The organism is Hymenobacter wooponensis, assembly GCF_004745865.1.
GTDB classification, from domain to species: domain Bacteria; phylum Bacteroidota; class Bacteroidia; order Cytophagales; family Hymenobacteraceae; genus Hymenobacter; species Hymenobacter wooponensis.
Genome location: NZ_SRKZ01000002.1, coordinates 477,660 through 498,151, shown reverse-complemented (window position 1 = coordinate 498,151; position 20,492 = coordinate 477,660). Strand labels below are relative to the sequence as shown.

The 20,492-nt window shown below is 55.6% G+C and carries 19 protein-coding genes; 7 read left to right on the top strand and 12 right to left on the bottom strand.

Annotation, left to right across the window (positions count from 1 at the left end; genetic code table 11):
- The first annotated feature begins 152 nt into the window (after positions 1 to 152).
- The gene (locus tag EU557_RS08295) at positions 153 to 992 is read left to right on the top strand and encodes an energy transducer TonB (protein ID WP_135529924.1); all 840 of its coding nucleotides are present in this window, start codon (positions 153 to 155) and stop codon (positions 990 to 992) included.
- 59 nt (positions 993 to 1,051) lie between these two features.
- Here the strand turns inward: EU557_RS08295 and EU557_RS08290 are convergent, their stop codons facing one another.
- From EU557_RS08290 to EU557_RS08275, 4 genes are all read right to left on the bottom strand, one after another.
- Complete coding sequence (locus EU557_RS08290) at positions 1,052 to 2,878, bottom strand: PAS domain-containing sensor histidine kinase (protein WP_167855129.1); 1,827 nt, start codon at positions 2,876 to 2,878, stop codon at positions 1,052 to 1,054.
- 92 nt (positions 2,879 to 2,970) lie between these two features.
- Positions 2,971 to 3,420 (bottom strand): BLUF domain-containing protein, encoded by a 450-nt coding sequence (locus EU557_RS08285; RefSeq protein WP_135529922.1) that lies wholly within the window; start codon positions 3,418 to 3,420, stop codon positions 2,971 to 2,973.
- 340 nt (positions 3,421 to 3,760) lie between these two features.
- A complete protein-coding gene (locus EU557_RS08280; RefSeq protein ID WP_135529921.1) occupies positions 3,761 to 4,222 on the bottom strand; it encodes a hypothetical protein in 462 nt (153 codons plus the stop codon).
- 127 nt (positions 4,223 to 4,349) lie between these two features.
- Positions 4,350 to 4,790 carry an META domain-containing protein gene (locus EU557_RS08275; protein WP_135529920.1) on the bottom strand — a complete coding sequence of 147 codons (441 nt, stop codon included), beginning with the start codon at positions 4,788 to 4,790 and terminating at the stop codon, positions 4,350 to 4,352.
- 253 nt (positions 4,791 to 5,043) lie between these two features.
- On the opposite strand from EU557_RS08275, the gene EU557_RS08270 reads away from it, so the two are divergent.
- A complete protein-coding gene (locus EU557_RS08270) occupies positions 5,044 to 6,159 on the top strand; it encodes an SDR family NAD(P)-dependent oxidoreductase (RefSeq protein WP_245326204.1) in 1,116 nt (371 codons plus the stop codon).
- A 78-nt stretch (positions 6,160 to 6,237) separates the two neighbouring features.
- Here EU557_RS08270 and EU557_RS25815 read toward each other — a convergent pair whose 3' ends face one another.
- The 3 genes from EU557_RS25815 to EU557_RS08260 are packed head-to-tail and all read right to left on the bottom strand — an operon-like array spanning position 6,238 to position 8,039.
- The gene (locus EU557_RS25815; protein ID WP_245326228.1) at positions 6,238 to 6,417 is read right to left on the bottom strand and encodes a helix-turn-helix domain-containing protein; all 180 of its coding nucleotides are present in this window, start codon (positions 6,415 to 6,417) and stop codon (positions 6,238 to 6,240) included.
- Positions 6,354 to 7,046, bottom strand: a complete 693-nt coding sequence (locus tag EU557_RS08265) for an AraC family transcriptional regulator (RefSeq protein WP_245326203.1) — start codon at positions 7,044 to 7,046, stop codon at positions 6,354 to 6,356. Before EU557_RS08265 ends, EU557_RS25815 begins: the two co-directional genes overlap by 64 nt.
- Positions 7,047 to 7,100: 54 nt before the next feature.
- Positions 7,101 to 8,039, bottom strand: a complete 939-nt coding sequence (locus EU557_RS08260) for an oxidoreductase (protein ID WP_135529919.1) — start codon at positions 8,037 to 8,039, stop codon at positions 7,101 to 7,103.
- A gap of 734 nt (positions 8,040 to 8,773) precedes the next feature.
- On the opposite strand from EU557_RS08260, the gene EU557_RS08255 reads away from it, so the two are divergent.
- Positions 8,774 to 10,174 (top strand): S8 family peptidase, encoded by a 1,401-nt coding sequence (locus EU557_RS08255; protein ID WP_135529918.1) that lies wholly within the window; start codon positions 8,774 to 8,776, stop codon positions 10,172 to 10,174.
- A 208-nt stretch (positions 10,175 to 10,382) separates the two neighbouring features.
- On the opposite strand, the gene EU557_RS25425 is transcribed toward EU557_RS08255, so the two are convergent.
- Together EU557_RS25425 and EU557_RS08250 are read right to left on the bottom strand one after the other, a co-directional pair.
- Positions 10,383 to 10,529: a hypothetical protein gene (locus tag EU557_RS25425; RefSeq protein WP_167855128.1), complete on the bottom strand. Its 147-nt coding sequence runs from the start codon at positions 10,527 to 10,529 to the stop codon at positions 10,383 to 10,385.
- Positions 10,523 to 11,434, bottom strand: coding sequence for a serine hydrolase domain-containing protein (locus EU557_RS08250; protein WP_135529917.1), 912 nt, complete (start codon positions 11,432 to 11,434; stop codon positions 10,523 to 10,525). The genes EU557_RS25425 and EU557_RS08250 overlap by 7 nt, the downstream gene beginning before the upstream one ends.
- 311 nt (positions 11,435 to 11,745) lie before the next feature.
- Between EU557_RS08250 and EU557_RS08245 the strand changes: the two genes are divergently transcribed.
- A complete protein-coding gene (locus tag EU557_RS08245) occupies positions 11,746 to 12,225 on the top strand; it encodes an META domain-containing protein (protein WP_210116009.1) in 480 nt (159 codons plus the stop codon).
- Between the two features lie 150 nt (positions 12,226 to 12,375).
- Entirely contained in the window at positions 12,376 to 13,995 is a 1,620-nt protein-coding gene (locus EU557_RS08240) for an amidohydrolase (RefSeq protein WP_135529916.1), read from the top strand.
- 410 nt (positions 13,996 to 14,405) lie between these two features.
- Here EU557_RS08240 and EU557_RS08235 read toward each other — a convergent pair whose 3' ends face one another.
- Complete coding sequence (locus tag EU557_RS08235) at positions 14,406 to 15,950, bottom strand: DUF4394 domain-containing protein (RefSeq protein WP_245326202.1); 1,545 nt, start codon at positions 15,948 to 15,950, stop codon at positions 14,406 to 14,408.
- Positions 15,951 to 16,157: 207 nt separating this feature from the next.
- Here EU557_RS08235 and EU557_RS08230 point away from each other — a divergent pair, with 207 nt between their 5' ends.
- Positions 16,158 to 16,667 carry a GNAT family N-acetyltransferase gene (locus EU557_RS08230; protein ID WP_135529915.1) on the top strand — a complete coding sequence of 170 codons (510 nt, stop codon included), beginning with the start codon at positions 16,158 to 16,160 and terminating at the stop codon, positions 16,665 to 16,667.
- 401 nt (positions 16,668 to 17,068) lie between these two features.
- On the opposite strand, the gene EU557_RS08225 is transcribed toward EU557_RS08230, so the two are convergent.
- Positions 17,069 to 17,530: an SPW repeat domain-containing protein gene (locus EU557_RS08225; protein WP_167855127.1), complete on the bottom strand. Its 462-nt coding sequence runs from the start codon at positions 17,528 to 17,530 to the stop codon at positions 17,069 to 17,071.
- A gap of 383 nt (positions 17,531 to 17,913) precedes the next feature.
- Here EU557_RS08225 and EU557_RS08220 point away from each other — a divergent pair, with 383 nt between their 5' ends.
- Positions 17,914 to 18,063, top strand: coding sequence for a GNAT family N-acetyltransferase (locus EU557_RS08220; protein WP_135529913.1), 150 nt, complete (start codon positions 17,914 to 17,916; stop codon positions 18,061 to 18,063).
- Between the two features lie 233 nt (positions 18,064 to 18,296).
- Here EU557_RS08220 and EU557_RS08215 read toward each other — a convergent pair whose 3' ends face one another.
- Complete coding sequence (locus EU557_RS08215) at positions 18,297 to 20,465, bottom strand: ATP-dependent nuclease (protein ID WP_135529912.1); 2,169 nt, start codon at positions 20,463 to 20,465, stop codon at positions 18,297 to 18,299.
- Positions 20,466 to 20,492: the final 27 nt, after the last annotated feature.

Sequence of the window (20,492 nt, the reverse complement as noted above, 5' to 3'; positions counted from 1 at the left end):
AAGCCGCACACGCACAGGATAGCTTGGCTTGATAAAGGAGGTGGGCTTTGTTTTGTTATATTTACTGTAATTTGCTTTGCTGGGCGTTAAATAGGCCTGGTGTTGTTGATTCCATTTGTTTTAGGGAGCTGCGGCTTGTAGTCTGAGTTGGTATGAAAGAATTTTTACTTGCACTTTTTCGGAGCACACTGAGTTTTTTACTACTCTTTGCTCCTGCATGGGGATTTGGTCAGCAAGTGCAGAAGGTGGTTACTACGCACCAAAATCCGGCATACAAGGAGGAGTATTCGGTACTGAGCACGAACAAAGCAGTTAAACAGGGCGCTTACAGAAAGTACAGCGGTAAGAACAACCTGCTTCTCACCAGTGGCTACTACAGCAAAGGCCAAAAAGACAGCACCTGGACCACCTACTACCCCAATAGCGAAATTGTAAGGGAGCGGGGCTCTTATGAGCTAGACCAGAAGGTAGGCATGTGGGAGTTCTACACGCCTGAGGGTACCCTGGAACAGAACTACGACTACACTTACCGGCAGGTGCTCTTCAGTAAAGCCGGCACCAATGATAAATGTATATTCAAGCTGTGGAGCGAGGAAGACGACTGCCGCGACACGCTACACCTGGAAAGGAAGCCCGTGTACATTGGTGGCCTAGAGGCCATGCAAAGCGTAATTCGGGAGAATCTAAAGTACCCCGCTCAGGCTCTGCAGCGCCGTATCACTGGCACGGCCAAAGTAGCCTTCTTAATTGATGCCGAGGGCAAAACCTCTGACTATCGCGTGGTAAAGAAGCTAGGCGGTGGCTGCGATGCCGAGGCCTTGCGTGTGGCTAAGCTATTGCCTGCCACTTGGGTGCCCGCCCGTTTAGATGGCCGCGCCGTAACCGTGGTATGTGAGCTGCCTGTAGTGTTTGCTCTGCCAACGCCCGCCCAAAAAAGCCCGCCTGGCAAAAGCAGCAAGCGGAAGTACGTGGCCCGCTCTTCTTCCCGATAGCTTGCGTAAAGGCCAGCCTCCACAATGCCTGCTACTCAACCATAGGCTAGGCCATCAGCTTACTCGAACCAGTGAACCGTGAACGTGGTACCCTGGCCTACGGTGCTGGTAACTTCCAGGTGCCCACCCCTACTATCAAGAATGCGCTGGACTAAGTAGAGGCCAACGCCCGCGCCCGCTACTTGTGGGTTTTGACGCTCAAATAGTTGAAAGGAGGTGAAGGGGTCTTGCCGAAGCTCCATGCCTAGGCCATTATCCCGAACGGTGAGCTGAGGCTGCCCAGTTTCGGAGAGGGAGGTGGCAATCTGCACGTGGGCGGGGCGGGCGGGGTGCGTAAACTTAAGGGCATTGCTGAGCAGGTTGTGCAATACGCTCCGCAGGTTAGCGCGGCCGTACACTAGCGTAGGGGCGGCGCTCAGCTCCAAGTCAATAGTAGCCTGGGCCTCGTGCACCTGCGTACGCAGGCCCAGCAGAACCTCCTCTAGCACACTGCGCAAATCTAAATCCTCGGTAGGGGCCGCAAGCTCCCGCTGGTCCTGTACGGTAGCGGCTAGCTCTTGCAGGGTACCATCAAGCTGACGCAGAGATTCATCAACCATTTCAAGGAGCTGTTCCTGCTCGGAGTCTTGGAAGGTGGCCGTGCGGCGCAGCTCTTCAAACAGGCCGCGCAGGTTAAACAGGGGCTGCTTAAGGTCGTGGGAGGCCGTGTACACGAAGGTGTCCAAGTCGCGGTTGGTGCGGGCCAGCTCATCATACTGCGTCTGGAGCACTTCGCGCAGGCGGTGTTGGTCGTCTACATCAGTGCACGCACCAAACCAGCGTAGGCCACGTGAGTCGGCTAGTTGCCGCGCTCTAATGATGTGCCAGCGATACTGCCCATCGTGGCGGCGCATGCGATAGAGGCCCTCGTACGCGTCGCCGGAGGCTACACAATGCACCCAGCGGCGGGCGGCTGCGGCCTGCTCAGTGGGGTCGAGCAGGGCAACCCACCCCGTAGGGCCCAGCTCCTGAGCCGACAGGCCGGTGTAGTCGCCGGTGTGCTGGTTGTAGTAATCAATGAATCCTTCGGCCGTGGCCGTCCAAATCAGCTGCGGGATGCTGTCGGCCAGGAACCGCAGCTCCGCTTCCCCGCGGCGCAGGGCCTCCGCCAACTCCCGCTGGTCGTGTACTTCCGTCACGGCGCCGTGCCAGAACACGGGTTTGTCGGGGGCGTGCAGCTCCGGCAAAGCGCGGCTAAGCATCCAGCGGTATTGCCCATCGTGGCGGCGCATGCGGTACTCAAAGCTCCAGCCTACGCCCGCCGCGCGAGCCGCATCGGCCTGGTAGAGTACCCGCAGGCGGTCATCCGGATGAATAAGCAGGGGCCAAATGGCGTTAAGGTCGGCCGTGGGTGGCTGCCCCGTAAAGTAGTACCACTGGGGGCTTACGTACTCATATTGCCCGCTGGTATCCACACTAAACGTAATCTGCGGAGCAGTTTCAGAAAGTACCCGCAAGCGGGCATCAAGCCGCCGCGTTTCCAACGAAAGCTCGTGAGCACGCTGGCGGGCCTCTTCCTGCCCCGTAACATCAACGGCAAACAGCAGCAGGCCCTGGGGCTCGTCGTTTTCGTCGTGGAGGGGCTCTAAGGCTAGGTCGAAGTAGCGCTTGGCAACGACGCCATCGGTAGGGTCGGGGGCAGAAAAGGGGTAAGCTTTGGCTACGTAGGGCCGGCCCGTCTCATACACCTGCTGCATCACCTCCAGCAAATCGGCCGCTAGGCCACCCGTATGCTCAGCCAGCGGCTCGCCGGTGGGCGTGGCGCCGCCCAGCAGCATCTGCATCGCTTCATTCACGAAGCCGTAGCGCAGCTCCGGCCCCAAAAGGGTAGCAATGCCCGCAGGCATATGCCGGAGGATACTCTGAAGCTGATGATCGTGCATGAAAAGAGAGGCGGGGAAAGAGCGCTGCGAAAATAGGTGTGAGAAGGAGCAGAACCCTACGCTAGGCTGGGAGAAGGAGTAGTGGGGGTGTCGGCACCGAATACCGCCTGGCGGACCAGATCAACTAGCAGGGCATCGGCAATAGTCAGGCTTTCGGGAGTGGGGGGTACCTGATTGGGTAGCAGGAAGCCCCCCAAGGCCGTGAAGCCCTCACTTTCGAGCGGGTGAAAGGCCATAGACCAATCGGGGAAGCTGCGGCTGGGAATAGGCTTGTTCACCAGCTGGGTAACGTTAGAGTGGCGGCCGTCGCGGGAAATTCTCTCGTAAAGCGGATCAATAATACTTGATTCACCCTCAATCAGTTGCGCAATGTTGCCGTGGCTGTAAAACAGCACGCCGGTAACGTTGTGCAAGGCATTGTCGCGGCGGCACTGGTCAAGCAGCTCCTGCAAATCCTGGTCAGATAGCGGTCTGACTGCCCGGCTCATGTATACAATGTGGTTCATGCGGTACTGAAATAGGGCTTGCTGCGTGCTAGCAGTTACTGCTTACCTCCGGAGGAGCGAGCCAAATACACCGGGTAAGTCTGTAAAGTACGAGAGCTAGAACGTTAGCGGTTGTTAATAGTTGAGCTTAATTCAAACCGTACGCCCTAAACGATACGGGCGGCAGTTGCTGGAAGAAAATCAGGCTTCATAACTAAGCCAATGGAGTAGTTTGCCCAAAGGAATTGTCAACAAACCAGCCTAGTAGCCCGACGGTTGCACCACCTGGCTTACAGGAGCCAGCCCCAACCGGCGTGAGTTAAGAAGGGCGAAGGTATAATGAGCCGGCGTAATAGCGGCGCTAGAGCAGGTGCAGCCCATAGCCCAAGGCCAACTCCGTAACCGTTGCGAGGTGCTGACTATCGAGGAAGTAAACGCCTACGTTCAAGTCGTAAGCACTAACTAACACGGCGTCTAGGCTCTTTATGTAGAGTAGAAATGGCGTTTGCTCGCGTAGGCCACTGGTGCTCACGGCAATAAAGTTAGCCCAGCTCTCCAACGGTAGTATTGTGGCCGAGGTCGGCTCAACAAAGAATACCTCGCTGGTACGAAACAGGGACGCCAGCAGACGTACAAAACGGTCTTCCTCCTGCAAGTAAAATCGATACTCCTGTAAGGACTCAAGAGTACCGAAGCTGAGAGAAGCCCCGTCGGCTTCCTCCTCACTCAGCCAGTGGTCATGCGAAGACAGGGTGCGGCGCTGCACGCCCTCCTGAGACAATAGCTCCCCGTGTTCAGCCAGATGCTGAAGCAGCTTTTCCACGGATGGGTCTATCGGAGCGCTTGGCATATCACCTTAAATATAACGCGTTACCCCTTCCGTATGCCGCCTAGCGGAGCACAAAAGGGGTAGGTGGGTTATAGGTCTATTAGGTCCCAGTACTAGTGGCCTAGTGAACCCGCTCAAAAACGAGCTTGGGCGTCAGGGAATTATCAGGGCCGTAGAAGCGCAATTGCTCCCCACTGATTTCATAGCGGGCAGTGAGGGGCAGAGCGCTCAGGTAGCGCATTTCAATGGTTTGGGCCGGGCAAGTAGCCTTGGTAGAGGTTTGCCCGCTGATGGTGAGCGTGCCCGGAGCGCCGCCCAGGCTGTAAGTACCACCAAAGGAGTTGCACGGAGCGAGGCCTTCGGTCTTGTGGTTGTCGCTGGCCAGCAGCAGGTAAGACCGAGACGTTTCGGAGTAGCTGGAGGTAGCTAAGGGCACTTCCTCTACCTGCACTAGCATCCAACGAGTGTCTTCTAGCTGAGCGGCCGGCGGCGGAGTATCGGTGTCGCGCTGGCAACTAGTGATTAAACCTAGAGTAAAGAGAGATAAAATAGCTAGGCGCATAAAACCAAGGCGTAACGGGGGTAAGTAGTAATTAGATGACACGTTAGGTAATGAGGTTGCAAAGGCGCAACGGTAGTCGGCAATTTTCAGTGTGTACTCGTCTAAAAGCAGGAAGCCAGGAGCAGTTCTAACGCGGTGTCTTTGGGAAGTAAGAAGGCTGGAAAAGCCGCTTTCTAATAAGCTGAGCAATATCTAGGCCAGTCAGCGGGCCGTATGGGTGGAGAGTGTAATTCACCTGTGAGCCTGATCGTATATGCCACGTATCCTACCTCATCACTCGGTTGTTGAAACCCCGGCCATTCTACAACCGAAGCCAAGCAGCACCTTGCGTTGCGCAATGGCGGCTAGGCCAGTCTGGCTGCTTGTGCTGGGCTTCTTCCTCGGCAGTTGTGCCACGGCCAAGCTAGGGGCTAGTGGGCAGAAGAAAGTGCAGGGCAAAACCTACGTCATCATTGGCGCTTCCAGCGGATTTGGTCGCGGCATGGCCGAGCAGCTCGGCACCATGAAAGCGAACGTAGTGCTGGCGGCTCGCCGAGGTGATGTGCTGGAAGAAGTAGCCGACAAAATCAGGTCGGCCGGCGGTACGGCTTTGGTAGTGCCCACCGACATCAGCAAGCCCGAGCAAGTGCAGCGCCTTGCCGAGGCCGCCATGCAGAAATACGGCCGGGTAGATGTGTGGGTCAATGATGTGGGCGTGGGCGGTATCGGCCGTTTTTGGGAGATGCCCTTGGATGATTACTCGCGCATGATTGACGTCAACCTGAAGGGCATCGTGTACGGCAGTCAGGCGGCCATTAAGCTGTTTCAGGCCCAGGGCCGCGGCGTGCTCATGAATCTGGGCTCGGTGGAAAGCCACGTGCCCCTGGCCTACCACGCCGTGTACGCCTCCACTAAAGGCGCCATCAAAAACCTCGATCAGGCCCTCAACCAGGAGCTGCGCCTGAGCGGGTATAAGAACATTGAGGTAGTAACTATTGAGCCCTGGGCCGTAGATACGCCCTTTTGGGGCCACGCCGCCAACTACAGCGGCGGCACTCCCCGCATGGCCGCCATGGACCCACCCTCAAAAGTGGTAAACGCCATGGTGCGCTCCTCGGTGCGGCCACGGCAGGAGCTGCCCGTAGGCTGGAAAGCCCGCGGGGCCGTTACTTCCCACCGGGTGCTGCCTCACTTCACCGAGCGAATTTCGGGTAACATTGCTCACCGCTACCAAATAAAAACGGCCCCGCCCGCCCCGGCTACTGCCGGCTCGGTGCATCAGCCCATGGTTACGGGCCGCGGCGTAGACGATGGCGTGCGCCAGCGCATGAAGGAAGAGAAGCGGCAACGCAAACAGAAGAAAAACACTGGCGCTGCTGCAGCCCGCTAGGCCACTATAGTAAGGACTGAACTAAGAACAGCTGCCGGGCAGGAAGACGCGTGCGTCTTCTTACCCGGCAGCTGTTGTTTATATTCTGGATGGAGCCACGCCATACATTTTCTTGAAGGCGAAGGAGAAGTGGGAGAGGTCTTCAAAGCCTACTTCCAGATATGCCTCAGAGGGAGCCTTGCCCTTCTCCTTAATCAGGTAGTAGGCCTCCTGGAGTCGGCGCTGCAGCAGCCAGCGGCTAGGAGAGAGGTGAAAGATCTTCTCAAAATCGCGCTTGAAGGTGGCCAGGCTCCTGCCGTGAGGTAAGCAAACCGCCGCAGTTGCACATTGAAGTGAAAGTTGCGGCTCATGAAAGCCTCCAGGTCTAGCTTGCCAGGGTCCGAGAAATCGAACAGCACCTCCTTCAGCTCGGGGTTGCTCTTAAGCAGCAGCAGTATGGCCTCCCGCAGCTTTAGGGCCAGTAAGCCTTCGTTGCCGGGCTCGGTGAGGTGCTCGTAGGGCTGCAAAGAGGCCAGGTAGCTTTTATAGAGCGGGTTCATCTGCAGCTCCAGCACGGCATGGCCGCTGTCGTGGGGCTTTTCGGCGTGGTAGCCGTGCTCCAGGCTGAAGCGGCGCAGGGTTTCCTGGTCCAGCGTAACCGACAGCGACTTAAACACTCCATTCTCCGGCGGCTGCTTGTTGAACTTCACCAAATGGTTGCGCTTAACCAGCCGCAGGTCGCCCGCCCGGAACACCTGCTCCGTGCTGCCATCATGCGTGATAAGCGTGCCCGAGAGCTGGAAGCTCAGCGCATGCTCCGCCACAAACTGCTCCCCCGACCGGCTCTGGTTGTAGTAGCAGGAGTAAAGAATGGAAGGCCGCCCAGGAGCAGCAGAAGAGGCAGTCATGATAACCGAAGTGAGATATAGAAGGAGCAATAGGCCACCCGCCCAACGGTTGCGCTAGTCTGCGCGGTTATTGCTCAACAAATGTCCTGTTGAGCTGGCCGAGGCGTTATGATCCACCTTGTTGTTAAGATACAGCTTGCCCATGGGCGTATCCAGGAAGTTGCCGGCTTCGTCGTGGTCGGTGGAGAGGGTTACGGGCAACCAGTGCTCAAACTCTGCTTTGCGGTCAGCATCGGCTTTTTCCAGGAAGGCGGCGGCCTCACTGCCTAGCACCAGATGCACGGGCGGATTGGGGTGGCCTACCAGATCAAGTAGCACCTGTGCGGCCTTGGCGGGGTCGCCCATGGGCACAAAGTCTCCGCTGGCAAAGTAGTCGGCGCGTTGGTTTACGGCGGTGTAGTCCGCAATGGTGGGGGCGAAGGTCATGGAGGCGCTGGCCCAATCGGTGCGGAAGCCGCCGGGCTCCACTGAGATTACTCTGATGCCCAGCGGGGCAACTTCCTTGGCCAAGGCTTCCGTAAATCCGCTCAACCCAAATTTGGCAGCCTGGTAAATAGAAACCCCGGCATTGCCAATGCGCCCGCCAATGGAGCTGATTTGCAGGATGTGGCCGCTGCGCTGCTTGCGCAGGTAGGGCAGCACGGCGCGCGTAATGGCAATGGGGGCGTACAGGTTGGTTTCGAGCTGGCTGCGGACCTGCTCCTCCGTGTAGGCCTCGGCGGCCCCCGTGATACCGAAGCCGGCGTTGTTCACTACCACATCGAGGCGGCCGAAGTGGCCTACGGCCGCGGCAACAGCCTCAGTGATCTGGGCGGCGTTGGTTACGTCTAGGGCCAGGGGCAGCACGAGGTTGCCGTACTGGGCCACTAAATCGGCGAGCTGCTCGGGGTGGCGGGCGGTGGCGGCTACGCGGCCGCCGTTAGCCAATACTGCTTCGGTTAAGCTGCGGCCCAGGCCCCGCGAGCTGCCGGTAATAAACCATACGTTGTTCATGTCAGTGAGCTTTAAGTTCCTGACAAAGGTCTGGCCGAAAAGAGGGGGCAACTTTGCTGAAAAGCTCAAAGTGCCTTTGTTGAAAAGCTCACTTAATAGCTCGCTGTCAGTCCCGCTGGCTAGGCCACTATTTCAGGCCTTTTCTCCCTTCACCTCAAAATGAAAGAGTGACAGCCGCCCCACCCCCGCAGCTGGCGGGGCGTTCTGGTAAGGCGCAGAATGAGGCAAGCAGCTGCTACTTGCGGCAGTAGTACCACCCGCGGGCTAGGGAGCCCCATACTGACCGGATACGCATAGGCAACAAAATCAAGGAAGAGAGTGCAAATCGTCCTGAATGAAAGTATAGTCCAGGAACAATACAAGCTCATCATGATAATGTAACCTTGGCTGCGGTGCCTCATACGAGTCTGGAGCTGTGGAGCTTGCCGAGTAGAGGCAGCAAGAAGGTTGACTGTAAACGAACCCAATGGTGGATATAGGCCTAAGACTTTTTGGGCTCTCAAAAGCAAACCCTCGCCCATAGCTCTGCTAGGTTAATCTAAATTATACCCAATATTCTATGTCACAAATACAATGGTTGTTTCCTGGCTCTCCCCTATAAAACCCGCTAAACTTACACTTCCCGCTGCCACTAAAATGGGCAAGTGCTTCCCGTTTTAACGTCACAAAGACGGGGTGCTTTGCGCATTCGGCAGTACCATTCTTTTCCACACAACCATTTTCTACACACGCTCATGAAGTCAAAAAAAACCCCTCTGTCGGGCAAGTCCTGGCTGGCCGCTGGCCTCGTATCCGTTCTGGCATTGAGCAGCTGCGAAAAAAGCTTTGATGGTTCGGAAGCTGATAGCCTGTCGCAAAGTCAATCGTCGAATGCCATCGGGGAGCCGGGGAAAGACTACGTAGCCAACGAGCTGCTGGTCAAGTTCAAGGCGGGCCTATCAGACGAGGATAAGTCGAAGGCCTTGAGCCGCATTGGCGGCAAGGTGTCGGAGAAGATTCTGACCAAGGCCATGGAGCGGAAAGGCGACAAGGAAGGCTTGCTGGTGGTGCACACGCCCATGGCTGCCATAGAGGCCCTTAGCAAGATGAAAGGTGGCCTAGAGGTGGAGTACGCCGAGCCCAACTACATCTATACCCACACGGCCGCCACCAACGACACGTACGTGGCTAACAACTCCCTCTGGGGCATGGATGCCGCCAACCAGTACGGTAGCCAGGCTTCTACGGCCTGGGCCGCGGGCAAAACCGGCTCGGCCAGCGTGCTAGTAGGCATTGTGGACGAAGGTGTGCAGTTCGACCACCCTGACCTAGCCGGCCAGATATGGACTAACCCCTTCGACCCCGCCGACGGTATCGACAACGACGGCAACGGCTACATCGACGACATCCACGGCTGGGACTTCGACGGCAACGACAACACCATCTACGACGGTACCACCCGCGGCAGCTCCGACGACCACGGCACGCACGTGGCGGGCACCATTGGCGCCAAAGCCAACAACAACCAAGGTGTGGCCGGTATGAACTGGAACATCACCATCATCTCTACCAAGTTCTTGGGCAAGCGGGGCGGCACCACAGCCAACGCCGTGAAAGCCGTTGACTACCTCAACGACCTGAAAACCCGGCACGGCCTGAACATCGTGGCTAGCAACAACTCGTGGGGTGGCGGCGGCTTCTCGCAAGCACTCTATGATGCCGTAAATCGTGCTAACACCCAGAACATCCTGTTCGTGGCCGCGGCCGGCAACGGCGGCAGCGACGGTGTAGGTGATAATAATGATGCCGTAGCCAGCTACCCATCTAACCTGGACCTGCCCAACGTTATTGCCGTGGCAGCCATTACCTCCACCGGCGCTAAGTCGAGCTTCTCTAACTACGGCGCTACCACCGTTGATATTGGCGCCCCCGGTTCGGGCATCTGGTCGAGCACCGCGTACAACATCTACGAGTCGTACAACGGCACCTCCATGGCTACGCCGCACGTAACGGGCGCTGTAGCTCTGTATGCCTCACTGCACCCCGGCTCCACGGCCGCCATCATCAAAAACGCCATTCTGAGCAGCGCTACGCCTACCGCTTCGCTGTCGGGTAAGTGCGTAACGGGTGGCCGTTTGAACGTGAGCGGTTTCTAGTAACTGCGCTTCAGTGGCCTAGGCTACTCTGCCAACAAAAAGCCCCGCCAGATTTGGCGGGACTTTTTGATTTATACAAGTAACATAGGTAGGGTCAGCCTCTGCCCTCAAGATGTCTTCATTAGCTCGATAGGATGGGCTGATCTTGCTAGGCCAATAGGCCACTCTCAAGGGCTCTGGTTCTGGGCGTAGTTGGGGCGCAACTGGCCTACTGCAGTTCGCGGTAGAGCTTGTCGCCGATGAGCTCCAGGTCGCCCGTATCGGTGTTGGTGAGCAGGATGACGACCTTCCGAAACTCTGGGTCTGTGAGCAGCACCGAGTTAAACCCGTTGATGCTGCCGCGGCGCTCTAGCAAGGGCGTAGGAAAGTTTTATCGTTAAAGTAGAAGCCTAAAGTGGGGTAGCCGCGAATGCCGTCGATGTAGGTGGGCTTTTGCGGTTTGGTGAGGTAAGTGGTGGTACTGGCCGAGAGCAGCTTGTGCGCTTTTAGGCCCTGCACCAGCTTATACACATCCTCGGGAGTAGAGTAAATGGCCCCGGCACCTGCATAATTGGAGAGGTAAATGGGGGCGTCATTGAAGATGGTGTCGGTTTTGCTGCCTGCCCCAAATTTGTAGTTGTGGTAGCCGTAGGCCAAGTTAGGCGTCACCACGGCTTCGCGGATGAGGCCAGAGTCGTGCATGGCTAGCGGGGAAAAAATGCGCTCCTGCAGCAGTACCGCGAATGGCTTTTGCGTGACTACCTCCAGCACCCGCGTGAGCAGCACATAATCGACGTTAGTATAGTTAAAGGCCGGGGCTTTTGGGGGCTGGGGCCGCGCCACAAACTTCTGCACGTACTCAGTGGGAGAGTAGCGCGCTTTGTAGGCCAGTATGGGCTCGTTCTGCAACCCAGAATAGTGCGTCAGCAGCTCCAGAATAGTAATACTCTGGCACGCGGGCGGCAGCTCCGGAACGTACTGCGCTGCTTTATCATCCAGCCGAAGCCGGGACTGCTCCACCAGCTGCAAGACCAGAATAGCCGTGAAAGTCTTGGTCATGGAAGCAATTGGGAAGCGGGTGCTCTGCGTGATGGGCACTCCAAACTGCAGGTTTGCGTAGCCTTTGCTGGCCCTGACCACTACTTTCCCGTTGTTCACCACCAGTGCGGCTCCGTTGAAGTGGCCTGCCTCGTACTCCGCATCTAGTAGGCCACTAATCTTGTGTTGGGCAAGCACTGTGTGGGTAAGCAGGAGCAAAGCCGCCAGCAGAAATCGGGTCATAGAATAAAGCTATTGTATGCGAATAGAAGAGCAATAGAAAAGAAAGTAACGCAAAAACGAGCTGAACGCTACCATTGTGGGGCCTAAAGAGCAGCCTGTAACTGCATTCGTCAGAAGCGTTAGGAACGAGGACGTAGGCAAGCTCAGAACATGCTGGCACATAATTAGTATACCCCCAGTAACTGTTGTGCTACCCCGGCAGCAGAATGGGCCTAGCCCGCTTGTGCTCAGCTCCTCTCATGTTGGGGGCTGGGTGCCGCTGAGTAGGCTCTTCCTGGTGGGGTGTATTCTCTTTCCATTTCCTTCCGCGCATGAATCGTTTGTTTGTATTTCCGTCGGTGTTGCTGAGCCTGGGGCTGGCCTTAGGTAGCTGCAGCCAGAAAGCCACTGAAGCCACCGGCACCACCCCATCCGATGTTGCTATGTCTGCTGTAGCCCCCGACCCCGCCCAGCTCAACGGCCGCTGGCTGATAACCACGCTCAACGGTACTGCCGTGCCCGCGGGCGAGCCAGACCGGGCGGCCCACCTGATTTTTGATTCGGCTACCGGCCGGCTCTCGGGCTCTACCAGCTGCAACCGCCTCATGGGCAGCTATACCGCCACCGGCAACACGCTCACCTTTAACCAGGTGGGCTCAACGCGTATGGCCTGCGTGGGCCCAAATGTAGAGCAGCAGGTGATGACGGTTCTTAACACGCCAGGCCTTACCTACCAGCTCAGCACCGACAATCAGCTCACCCTGCTCTCTGGTACCGCCCCAGTGGCCGTGCTCATGCGGGAAGCCCAATAACCCCCATACGTCTAGCAGCTCATAAGAGCTAAGAGGTTGCTGGTTTGCCTCTTGTAGGTGAAGAGGATGCGTGTAGGCCTCTGGTAGTTTCCTGGCTTTTAGCTATATTCAAACTGTTCCATATTTGGTGGGGCAGATAGCTGGGCGCGCATGAAAAGGATTCTGCTGATTGTAGGGTGGTGGCTACTAGGCCCGGCGGCCGTGGGGCAGCAGCCCGCCGACATCGTATTGCTGAACGGTCAGCTGTTTACCTCTGATGCCACCCGACCTACGGCCCAGGCGTTGGCCATTCGGGGGGAGCGGATTGTGGCGGTGGGCACCACGGCGGAAGTCAGTAAGCTGGTTGGCCCCAACACGCGCCGGATTGATGTGCAGGGCCGCACTGTTACGCCGGGCTTTAATGATGCCCACAACCACTTCAGCCCTGAGCCCGCCGGCGTGCACCTCACGTTTAAAACCATGGAGCCCACCTGGGAGGAAACCACCCAGGCCCTTAGTAGCGCCGTGCAACAAGCCCCTGCCGGTACCTGGGTGTTCGGTTCGGTGGGCGCCACGGTAGTGCTCAATGAGCAGGTAACCCGCGCCGCCCTTGACCAGCTGGCGCCTCGCCACCCCGTGCTGCTGCGCGCCTACTACGGGCATGGCTACATTGCCAACTCCCTAGGCCTAGCCAAGCTCACTATTCAGGAGCAGCAGCCCGACCCCCTGGGCGGCCACTTTGAGCACACCAGCTCCGGGCAGCTCAATGGGCGCTTCTGGGAGTATGCCCAGTGGCAACCCAGCCGCACGCTAGCGGCCCAGGTGCCCGACTCTACCGTAATTAGAGGGCTGCGACAGATGGCGGCCGAGGCAGTTCGGATGGGGATTACCTCGGTGCAGCTGTTTTCCTTCATGCCGTTTGCGCGCTTCGTGCGCGTGCTAGGCCAGGCCAATCTTCCCATCCGGGTGCGCGCCATCCCGTTCTCGCCCACCACGCCCCAGCAGCGCGACCTGTCCGAAGCGCGCCAGCTCCCGCCCCCGGCCGCGCCTAATGCCAAGGTGAAGGCCAGCGGCATCAAGTGGGTGCTCGATGGCACGCCCTACGAGCGGGGTGCCGCCCTGCGCCAGCCCTACCAAGACCGCCCCGGCTGGACTGGCAAGCTAAACTTCTCCGAGGCCGAGGTGGCGCGCATGGTGCAGGAGTCGCTTGACCTGCACCAGCAGCTGCTGGTGCACTGCGCTGGCGACCAAAGCGCCGCCGTAGTGCTGCAGGCCCTGGAGCGTAACGGCCCCGCCGCCAGTTGGCCCGCCCGGCGCGTGCGCATTGAGCACGGCGACGGTGTAGTGGCCGACCTGCTGCCTCGGGCCAAGAAGCTGGGCGTGGTAGTGGTGCAAAACCCCATTCATTTCAGCGAGCCAGCCCTGTTTCATCAGCGCTGGGGCACAGGTATGCAGCCGATGCGCTCCTTTCTAACGGCCGGCGTACCGCTGGCCCTCGGCTCCGATGGGCCGCTTAATCCCTTTCTCAACATTATGCTGGCCAGCCTGGCCCCCAGCAACCCCGCCGAGGCCCTCACCCGCCCGCAGGCAGTGCAGGCCTACACGTACGGCTCGGCCTTCGCCGAATTCGCGGAGCGAGATAAAGGGCGCCTCGCCGTAGGTCAGTTAGCCGATGTAGCGGTGCTCTCCCAGGATATTTTCGCGGTGCCGCCGCCCGCCCTGCCCGCCACTACCAGCATCCTCACCATCATGGGCGGCCAAATAGTTTATGATGCCAAGGCGCTGAAATAGCCTGGCAATACGGGCCTAGAAGCTACAACCTCAAAGCCCACCTTGCTAAGCCGGATGCAAAGCCTCTAGCGTGTTGACGCCCGAACGATGTAGAGACGCCACACTTGGCGTCTCGGCGTATGCTGATGTTGTTTAGGCTGCGGTTCTCGGCCAGTCGCTCAACGCTGAGACGCCAAGTGTGGCGTCTCTACCTTGTTCCCACGTCAGCTTGCAGAAGTGCCCCGATAAGCGGACGCCAAATGAAGCATCATGTTCAGGAGTAATAGTGCCTTGTATCCCTTCTAGGCCACTCACTTCCAGCTGAGCATACTGCACGGCCTCATTACCTCTGGCCGCAACTACCAAAGCAAAGCCGCTCCCGGCACCCATGTGGGCACCAGGAGCGGCTGCGCGGTACGGCAGGCTAGAGCCTAAAAGCCTAAACCAATAGTAAACCCGGAAACGCGGCCGGTGAAGTCGCCGAGGCGCTGGGCGCTGCCGGTGGTGGTATTAATGCGGTAGAGGCCGGTGCGGCCCGCTACTTCCAGCAGGGCATAGGCTGCATTGCTGGCCCCCCCGATGTCAAAGCCAGTGGAAGCCTCCGCATTCACGCCTAGCGCGCCCACTTCCAGTAGCGTGCCGTCGTTGGGCGGCATCTGCCGGAACAGCTTGTCGCTGGCTACATCAATATCAAAAAGGGTAGTGGTGGCGGTGCCCGGTACGTTGTTGGAGTAGGCCGCGCCGGTAACGGCGGGCATGCCGGGGTTGAGGTTGCCATCTTTAAGCGCTACCCCGTCGGTGGGGTTGATGCGCAGGTTCTGGCCCGTGTTGCTGACCACCCGAATGCGGTCTACCGCCGGGTTAAAGTCAACCCCAAAGGAAGTGCCCTGCAGCGGCATACTGATGGTGGCTACCAGCGTGGCGGCGCCCGAAGAAGCGTTTAGCGTAAACAGGCGGCTGGCGCTGGTCACGGCGTACAGCTGCCCATTTACGGGCCGGAAATCAAGCCCAACTACGGTTTCGCCGCTACCTAGGCCAGTAATGGGCTTGGCAATGGAGGTGCCGGGGGTAGTGGGGTTGAAGATCAGGAGTTGGTTGCTGGCATTCACGGCGTAGGCCACTGGCTGGGTCGGGATGGCCAGGCCGGTGTACTGCTCGTCCTTATCGTACTTGGCCAGAATGCGGGCCGCGCCCGTGGTCAGGTCTACCTGGAAGAGGGTAGGCTTCTTGTTGACCTCAAACAGGCCTAGCGCCAGGTCGGTGCCGGGTACAATGTCGAAGCCGCCGTTGCCGGTTACCTTGATCTTCAGGTCGCCTACTTCTACCAGAACGCCATCGTTGGGGGGCATTTGCTTATAGAGCTTCTGCGAGGCAATATCAATATCGTAGAGCGTAGTGGTGGTGGCGCCGGCTACGTTGTTGGTGTACGCCGCCCCCGACAGCCGGGCCCCGTCCGCTCCCTTAATGGTGCCATCTACGGCGGCCACAGTGCCGGTTTCGGGGTTCAGGCGCAGGTTTTGCCCGGCATCCGTCACCACCCGAATGCGGTCTACGGTGGGGTTGAAGTCGAAGCCCGCTATTGAGCCGGTAAGGGCGGGGCTAAAGGGCTGGCTGCCAATGGCCCGCGCCGCGCCGGTCGTGGGGTTTATCACGTAGATGCGGCTGCTGCTCCCCAGCCCGTAGAGCTGGCCCGTGGCGGGGCGGAAGTCAATAGCCAGAATCCTCTCTCCGCTCTGCAACCCCGTAATGGCGGCTGAGTTAACCACCCGGTCGGGATCTGAACCCTCAAATGCATCGAGCCGCAGGCCTTCCGCCAAGGCGTAGAAGCGGAAGGGCAGGTCGGCCCGTTTCACGTCGCTGATGCCCTCGCTGCCGGCCGGAGCCATAGCATCGTCCGTTGCTTTCTCGCAACCCACCAACGCACAGAAGAGCCCGGCAGTAGCCACTAGCTGGCCGAAGTAGAACCTGTTTTTCATTTTAAGGAGTTTAGGTGAGATAAATCCGTGATGAAAAAAAGCTACGAAGTGAGTTGGTGAGCGGATTGCGGCTACATGAAAAAGCTGAAATTTAGTTAGTTAAGCTCCAGGGAAGGGTCGCCAAGAGGCTACGCCCAGGCTGCTGCGCCCAGTCTAGGCCACTAGCGCTGAACCAGGGGCCGTTACCTTCGCTCAAAACGGCCTTGTATGATAACGCTAGCCCCCCTGCAACCCGAACACGTAGGCCACTTCTATAAGTGGATCAAAGACCCCGAAGTCATCGAGTATTCCCTGTCGGCGTTCCAGACCATGACCACGGAGGCCCAGATTGACGCCTGGTTTGCCCGCACCCTCCGCGACGAGAGCAGCCTCAACCGGGGCATCTTCACCACCGATACCCAGGAGCTACTCGGCTACGCGGGAATCTCCGGCATTTCCCGGCTCAACCAATCGGGCGAGTATTTCATCTTCATAGGGGAGAAAGCCCACTGGGGCCGGGGCGTGGGCACCGAAGTCACAAAGCAAGTGCTGGCTCTGGGCTTTACCGAGCTCCACCTCAACCGCATCATGCTCACCGTCTCGGAGCCAAATGTGGGCGGGGTGCGGGCCTACCAGAAGGCCGGGTTTAAAGTGGAGGGCCGCCTGCGCGAAGCCTGCCTGCGCCATGGGCAGTTCCATGATAAGCTCATCATGTCGGTGCTGAAAGCCGAGTGGTAGCCGCCAGTAGCTTGCGTTTCGCTGATCAGATTGCCTCGCCCGTAGTCGAATGCTGGAGCAGGTCAACTATTCATTATCTCGGTACCCTAGGAACCCGGCTACCGCAAACCCTCCAGCGAAACCTGCTGCCAGCTCTGAAGGCACCGTGCAGCTGGACCGTAGCCGCGCCGCCGGCAAATCCGGCCCCAGTCCCATCTTCTAGGAAGTGCCAGCCAAGGCCAACGGCCTGAAATGGGTATTCCGCACCATTAAGAGCGTGTTTGGGCTATTGAAATTGGTCATGCTGAACTTACGGAAGCATAGCGTGTCAGGAGCCTTTTACCAAAACCAAACGGCCTCTTCGCGTAAAAAAGCCTTTCTGTTTGCGCAGAAAGGCTTCTTCCAAAACAAGTAACGGACGATTAGCGGTATTTCGGCATCTCCTCTCGCTCGGAGAGCAAGCCGGTGGTCAGCAGCGTGGCGCCGATGGCCAAGAAGGTGTTGCGTGCTTTTTTGTTGTTGGAAAAACCTAGGAGCCACGGCGCACCTAAACTGGTGAGGGCCGTCACCACATCGATGGCCAGGTGGGTTTTGTAGGGAACCGATTTTACCAGGCCCCACTCGGCGCGCGTGAAGGCGGTGAGGGCCAAGATGCCGCTGCCCAGCACGTAGCCTAAGGTAGCCGGGGTCTTGTCTTCGCTAAAGCCGATGAGCGCTGGGGCGGCGGCGACGAGGGGGGCGGCGGAATAGTCGAGGGCGCCATGCATACGGCGGGAAATGGGCTTGCTCATAAGGGCGATTAACGAGTAGATAAAGAGGAAGATGGGTGGAGGATTAACGGCAGCCGTCAGCCAAAGGATATGGTTGCGCTTGGCGTTCAGCACAACTGCCGGCGGCTATAGAAGCAAGGCGACCCAGTTGAACGTGGCCAGGTGTATTCTTCTATCGCCATAACTTGCCACTGCGCGTCAGTAAAGGGTTGATAGCCGTCAACCATTATGCGAACGGAAGCCTAGCAACTCCCGCCGCAACTCACTGACTCGCTTCTTTTATGCCCTCTTCATTTCCCAAACACGCTCTAAGGGTTCCGCCCTGGACATGGCCGAGAAGGCCGTGTAGTCTTCGACATCGTCCGATAAACACCTCTCGATTTACGGCAAAGCCAAAACCCGGCAGGAGATACGCAACGCCCAGAACCACTGTGCATCTACGGCCATCAGCCAAGCATCGTCGCGCTGTTGCAGCTCCCCACTTCCTGCACTGCATTATGCTCACCGTCTCGGAGCCCAACATAGGCGGAGTAAAAGCCCACACCAAGGCCGACTTCAAGCTGGAAGGTCGCCTGCGCGAAGCGTGCCTGCGCCATGGTCAATTCCATGATAAACTTATCATGTCGGTGCTTAAAGCCGAGTGGTAGCCGCCTACCTCTAGGCCACCTCCGCAGCCCAGACGAGGTAATAACGCCAGATCCATCGGACCGTCTGTGGCCGCAGTGGTGGGTTTTAGGAAACAACGACTAGTAGGTCGGGCAATGTATTCATGCGTCTGACCACATATGCCAAACTGTGAACAAGCTATGCTGCTTCTACAAGTGTTAGACTTAATATGATGGAAGTATATTGCTAAAGAGGTAAGAGCACTAGTGGGCAATTATGTTGAGGGTGTTGATGGCTCTGATAATGGGGGCCTTGGCATAGGAGGAGTAGATTCGGGAACTAAAAGCGCTTGTGCAATCAAGGCTTCAACTGGCTCTACCAAAGGAGTAACACTTTCTAAGAAGCTTTTCAGCGACACTGAAAAAAAATAGTTGAATTCATCCATTAAAAAGTATTCTTCTATGCTATGCCCCTCTTCTACAAGTTGCTTTATGTTTAGTAATCTTGTTTCTTTTGTTCCGTCAACTTTACGTCCTTCAGGAGTTAAATAGTCTTCTAATTCTCCTCTTTTTAAAATATATAAATTATGTTGATTGAATATATCATCTATTGCTTTGTATACCTTTTGCCGGAAGTTAGAATTGTTTTCATTCTCTAAATCTTTAAAGGTTATTTTCTTCTTGACTTTTGGTCTTAGGTATGCCCATAAGTTTAATAACTCAGATAGTTTAGAGTTGTCTGATTCTACTTCATCCATTTTCTGGCAAAATGACTTAGCATCTATACTCTTATCCGGATTTAGTAATCTCTTTTGCAAGTATTTGCTTTCTAATTCATCTATTATAGATGTTTTATCGCTTCTTATACTTCCGATATCTGGGTGTAGTGTGTGATCTAGGCCTTCAAAAAGGAAATCTAGATCTGCTAAAGCATAGTACGGTATTCCACATTCTCTTAATGCATCTGCTATTCTAAATATGTCGTTTTTGCCGTTGGCTCTGACAATTGTAATGTTGTATTCGTCTAACAATTCTCTGCTCTTTACAAATTTATCTACCATAGTTGGTAAAATAAATTTCTCGCCTCCTTCACATATTATGACTGTATCTGCGAAAAACATTTCGCTGTTCTCGCTTCTTAATAGAGTTTGTATTTGAGTTTTATTTTCTTTTTGTATATTAAAGAAATTGGATTTAGTTTTTCCATTTATTTTCTTTATAACTGAAATGTTGTTTAATTCGCCTGCTTTGATAAATTCTGTTGAATGTGTAATGACAATTACTTGGTTCTGTTTATCGGGGTTTGTATTTACAAATTCACTCAGTCTATTTGATATTACGCGCCTAGCCTGAGGGTGTAAATATAACTCAGGCTCTTCAATTGCTAATATGGTTGTATTTTGATGGAATAAGGTGCAGTAATATGAAAATAACCCAATTATTACAGCACTTTGTATTCCTGAGCCTTTGTTTTGTAAATTTGAATTAAATCCATCATTAACAAATACTTGTACTTGTTTGTAAATTTCTTTTGGGTCATGAAAATATTGAAAGTTTATGGAGGGGTCACTAAAAGCTATATTTATTTTCTTGCTAATATCCCTTGCTAAGGCGTTGTATACGTTGTTTCCTATTTTTTCTACTACGCTCAGTGCTGCTTTTAAAACACTTTCTATGTTATCTTCGGAATTTAGCTTGTCAACTTTTTTTTCGTTCCAAACTTTCTTTAATAGTTTTCCATACCACGACCAGTTGCTTGGCTTGAGTTGGTTAGCTGGTTCTCTAAACGCAGGCAAAATAGCGCTTGTTATAAGTGCATCCCTGAATATTGGTGAAATAGCCCATATTACATACCAAGGCGCATCTTTCTGCTGTATGCCAGACTCTTCTGTTACTGCTTCTTGATAGAAAAATCTGTATTCTTTTTCATAAGATGTATCCAAATCATTGCAAGATCTGGCGTAGAATAACACCATTATGCTATTTGCCTTCTTAATTGATTCTATAAGAATTGGTAGATTGCTTTTGGGTTTAAAATATGTTTTGTTTGCATAGTCGTTATTATAATATGCATCTGGATCAAATACAGTATGCTCTTGTACTATGTCAATTTGCCCTTCATTTATCCTGAAAGGTGTAGCCTTCAACTTTCCTCTATATACTCCCTTTATTTTGGCAAGCTCTTCCTCATTAATGTCTGTTTCGCGTAACTGGCTCAGTATCCAAAAATCCTCACAAGGGCCGTGCTCATGTTCGTGAAAATCTGTGTAGGATACATCAGTGTATAAAGGATTCTTACTTCCAAAGCTGATGTCTAATGCTTTTACTATATTGCTTTTTCCTGCGTTATTTTTTCCGACAACTACATTCTTTCCTTTGGTCAATTTTAAATGCAAGTAATCTATGCTTCTAAAATTTTTGATGTAAAGTGATTCTATGTACATAAAGTGCTAAAAATTAATAGTCCAGTA

Coding starts and splice junctions, on each gene's coding strand:
- EU557_RS08245 (WP_210116009.1), top strand. CDS start 11,746: ATGAATCGTTTGTTTGTATTTCCGTCGGTGTTGCTGAGCCTGGGGCTG.
- EU557_RS08240 (WP_135529916.1), top strand. CDS start 12,376: ATGAAAAGGATTCTGCTGATTGTAGGGTGGTGGCTACTAGGCCCGGCG.
- EU557_RS08260 (WP_135529919.1), bottom strand. CDS start 8,039: ATGAACAACGTATGGTTTATTACCGGCAGCTCGCGGGGCCTGGGCCGC.
- EU557_RS08285 (WP_135529922.1), bottom strand. CDS start 3,420: ATGAACCACATTGTATACATGAGCCGGGCAGTCAGACCGCTATCTGAC.
- EU557_RS08290 (WP_167855129.1), bottom strand. CDS start 2,878: ATGCCTGCGGGCATTGCTACCCTTTTGGGGCCGGAGCTGCGCTACGGC.
- EU557_RS08235 (WP_245326202.1), bottom strand. CDS start 15,950: ATGAAAAACAGGTTCTACTTCGGCCAGCTAGTGGCTACTGCCGGGCTC.
- EU557_RS08265 (WP_245326203.1), bottom strand. CDS start 7,046: ATGACTGCCTCTTCTGCTGCTCCTGGGCGGCCTTCCATTCTTTACTCC.
- EU557_RS08215 (WP_135529912.1), bottom strand. CDS start 20,465: ATGTACATAGAATCACTTTACATCAAAAATTTTAGAAGCATAGATTAC.
- EU557_RS08230 (WP_135529915.1), top strand. CDS start 16,158: ATGATAACGCTAGCCCCCCTGCAACCCGAACACGTAGGCCACTTCTAT.
- EU557_RS08275 (WP_135529920.1), bottom strand. CDS start 4,790: ATGCGCCTAGCTATTTTATCTCTCTTTACTCTAGGTTTAATCACTAGT.
- EU557_RS08255 (WP_135529918.1), top strand. CDS start 8,774: ATGAAGTCAAAAAAAACCCCTCTGTCGGGCAAGTCCTGGCTGGCCGCT.
- EU557_RS08220 (WP_135529913.1), top strand. CDS start 17,914: ATGCTCACCGTCTCGGAGCCCAACATAGGCGGAGTAAAAGCCCACACC.
- EU557_RS08270 (WP_245326204.1), top strand. CDS start 5,044: ATGCCACGTATCCTACCTCATCACTCGGTTGTTGAAACCCCGGCCATT.
- EU557_RS08295 (WP_135529924.1), top strand. CDS start 153: ATGAAAGAATTTTTACTTGCACTTTTTCGGAGCACACTGAGTTTTTTA.
- EU557_RS08250 (WP_135529917.1), bottom strand. CDS start 11,434: ATGACCCGATTTCTGCTGGCGGCTTTGCTCCTGCTTACCCACACAGTG.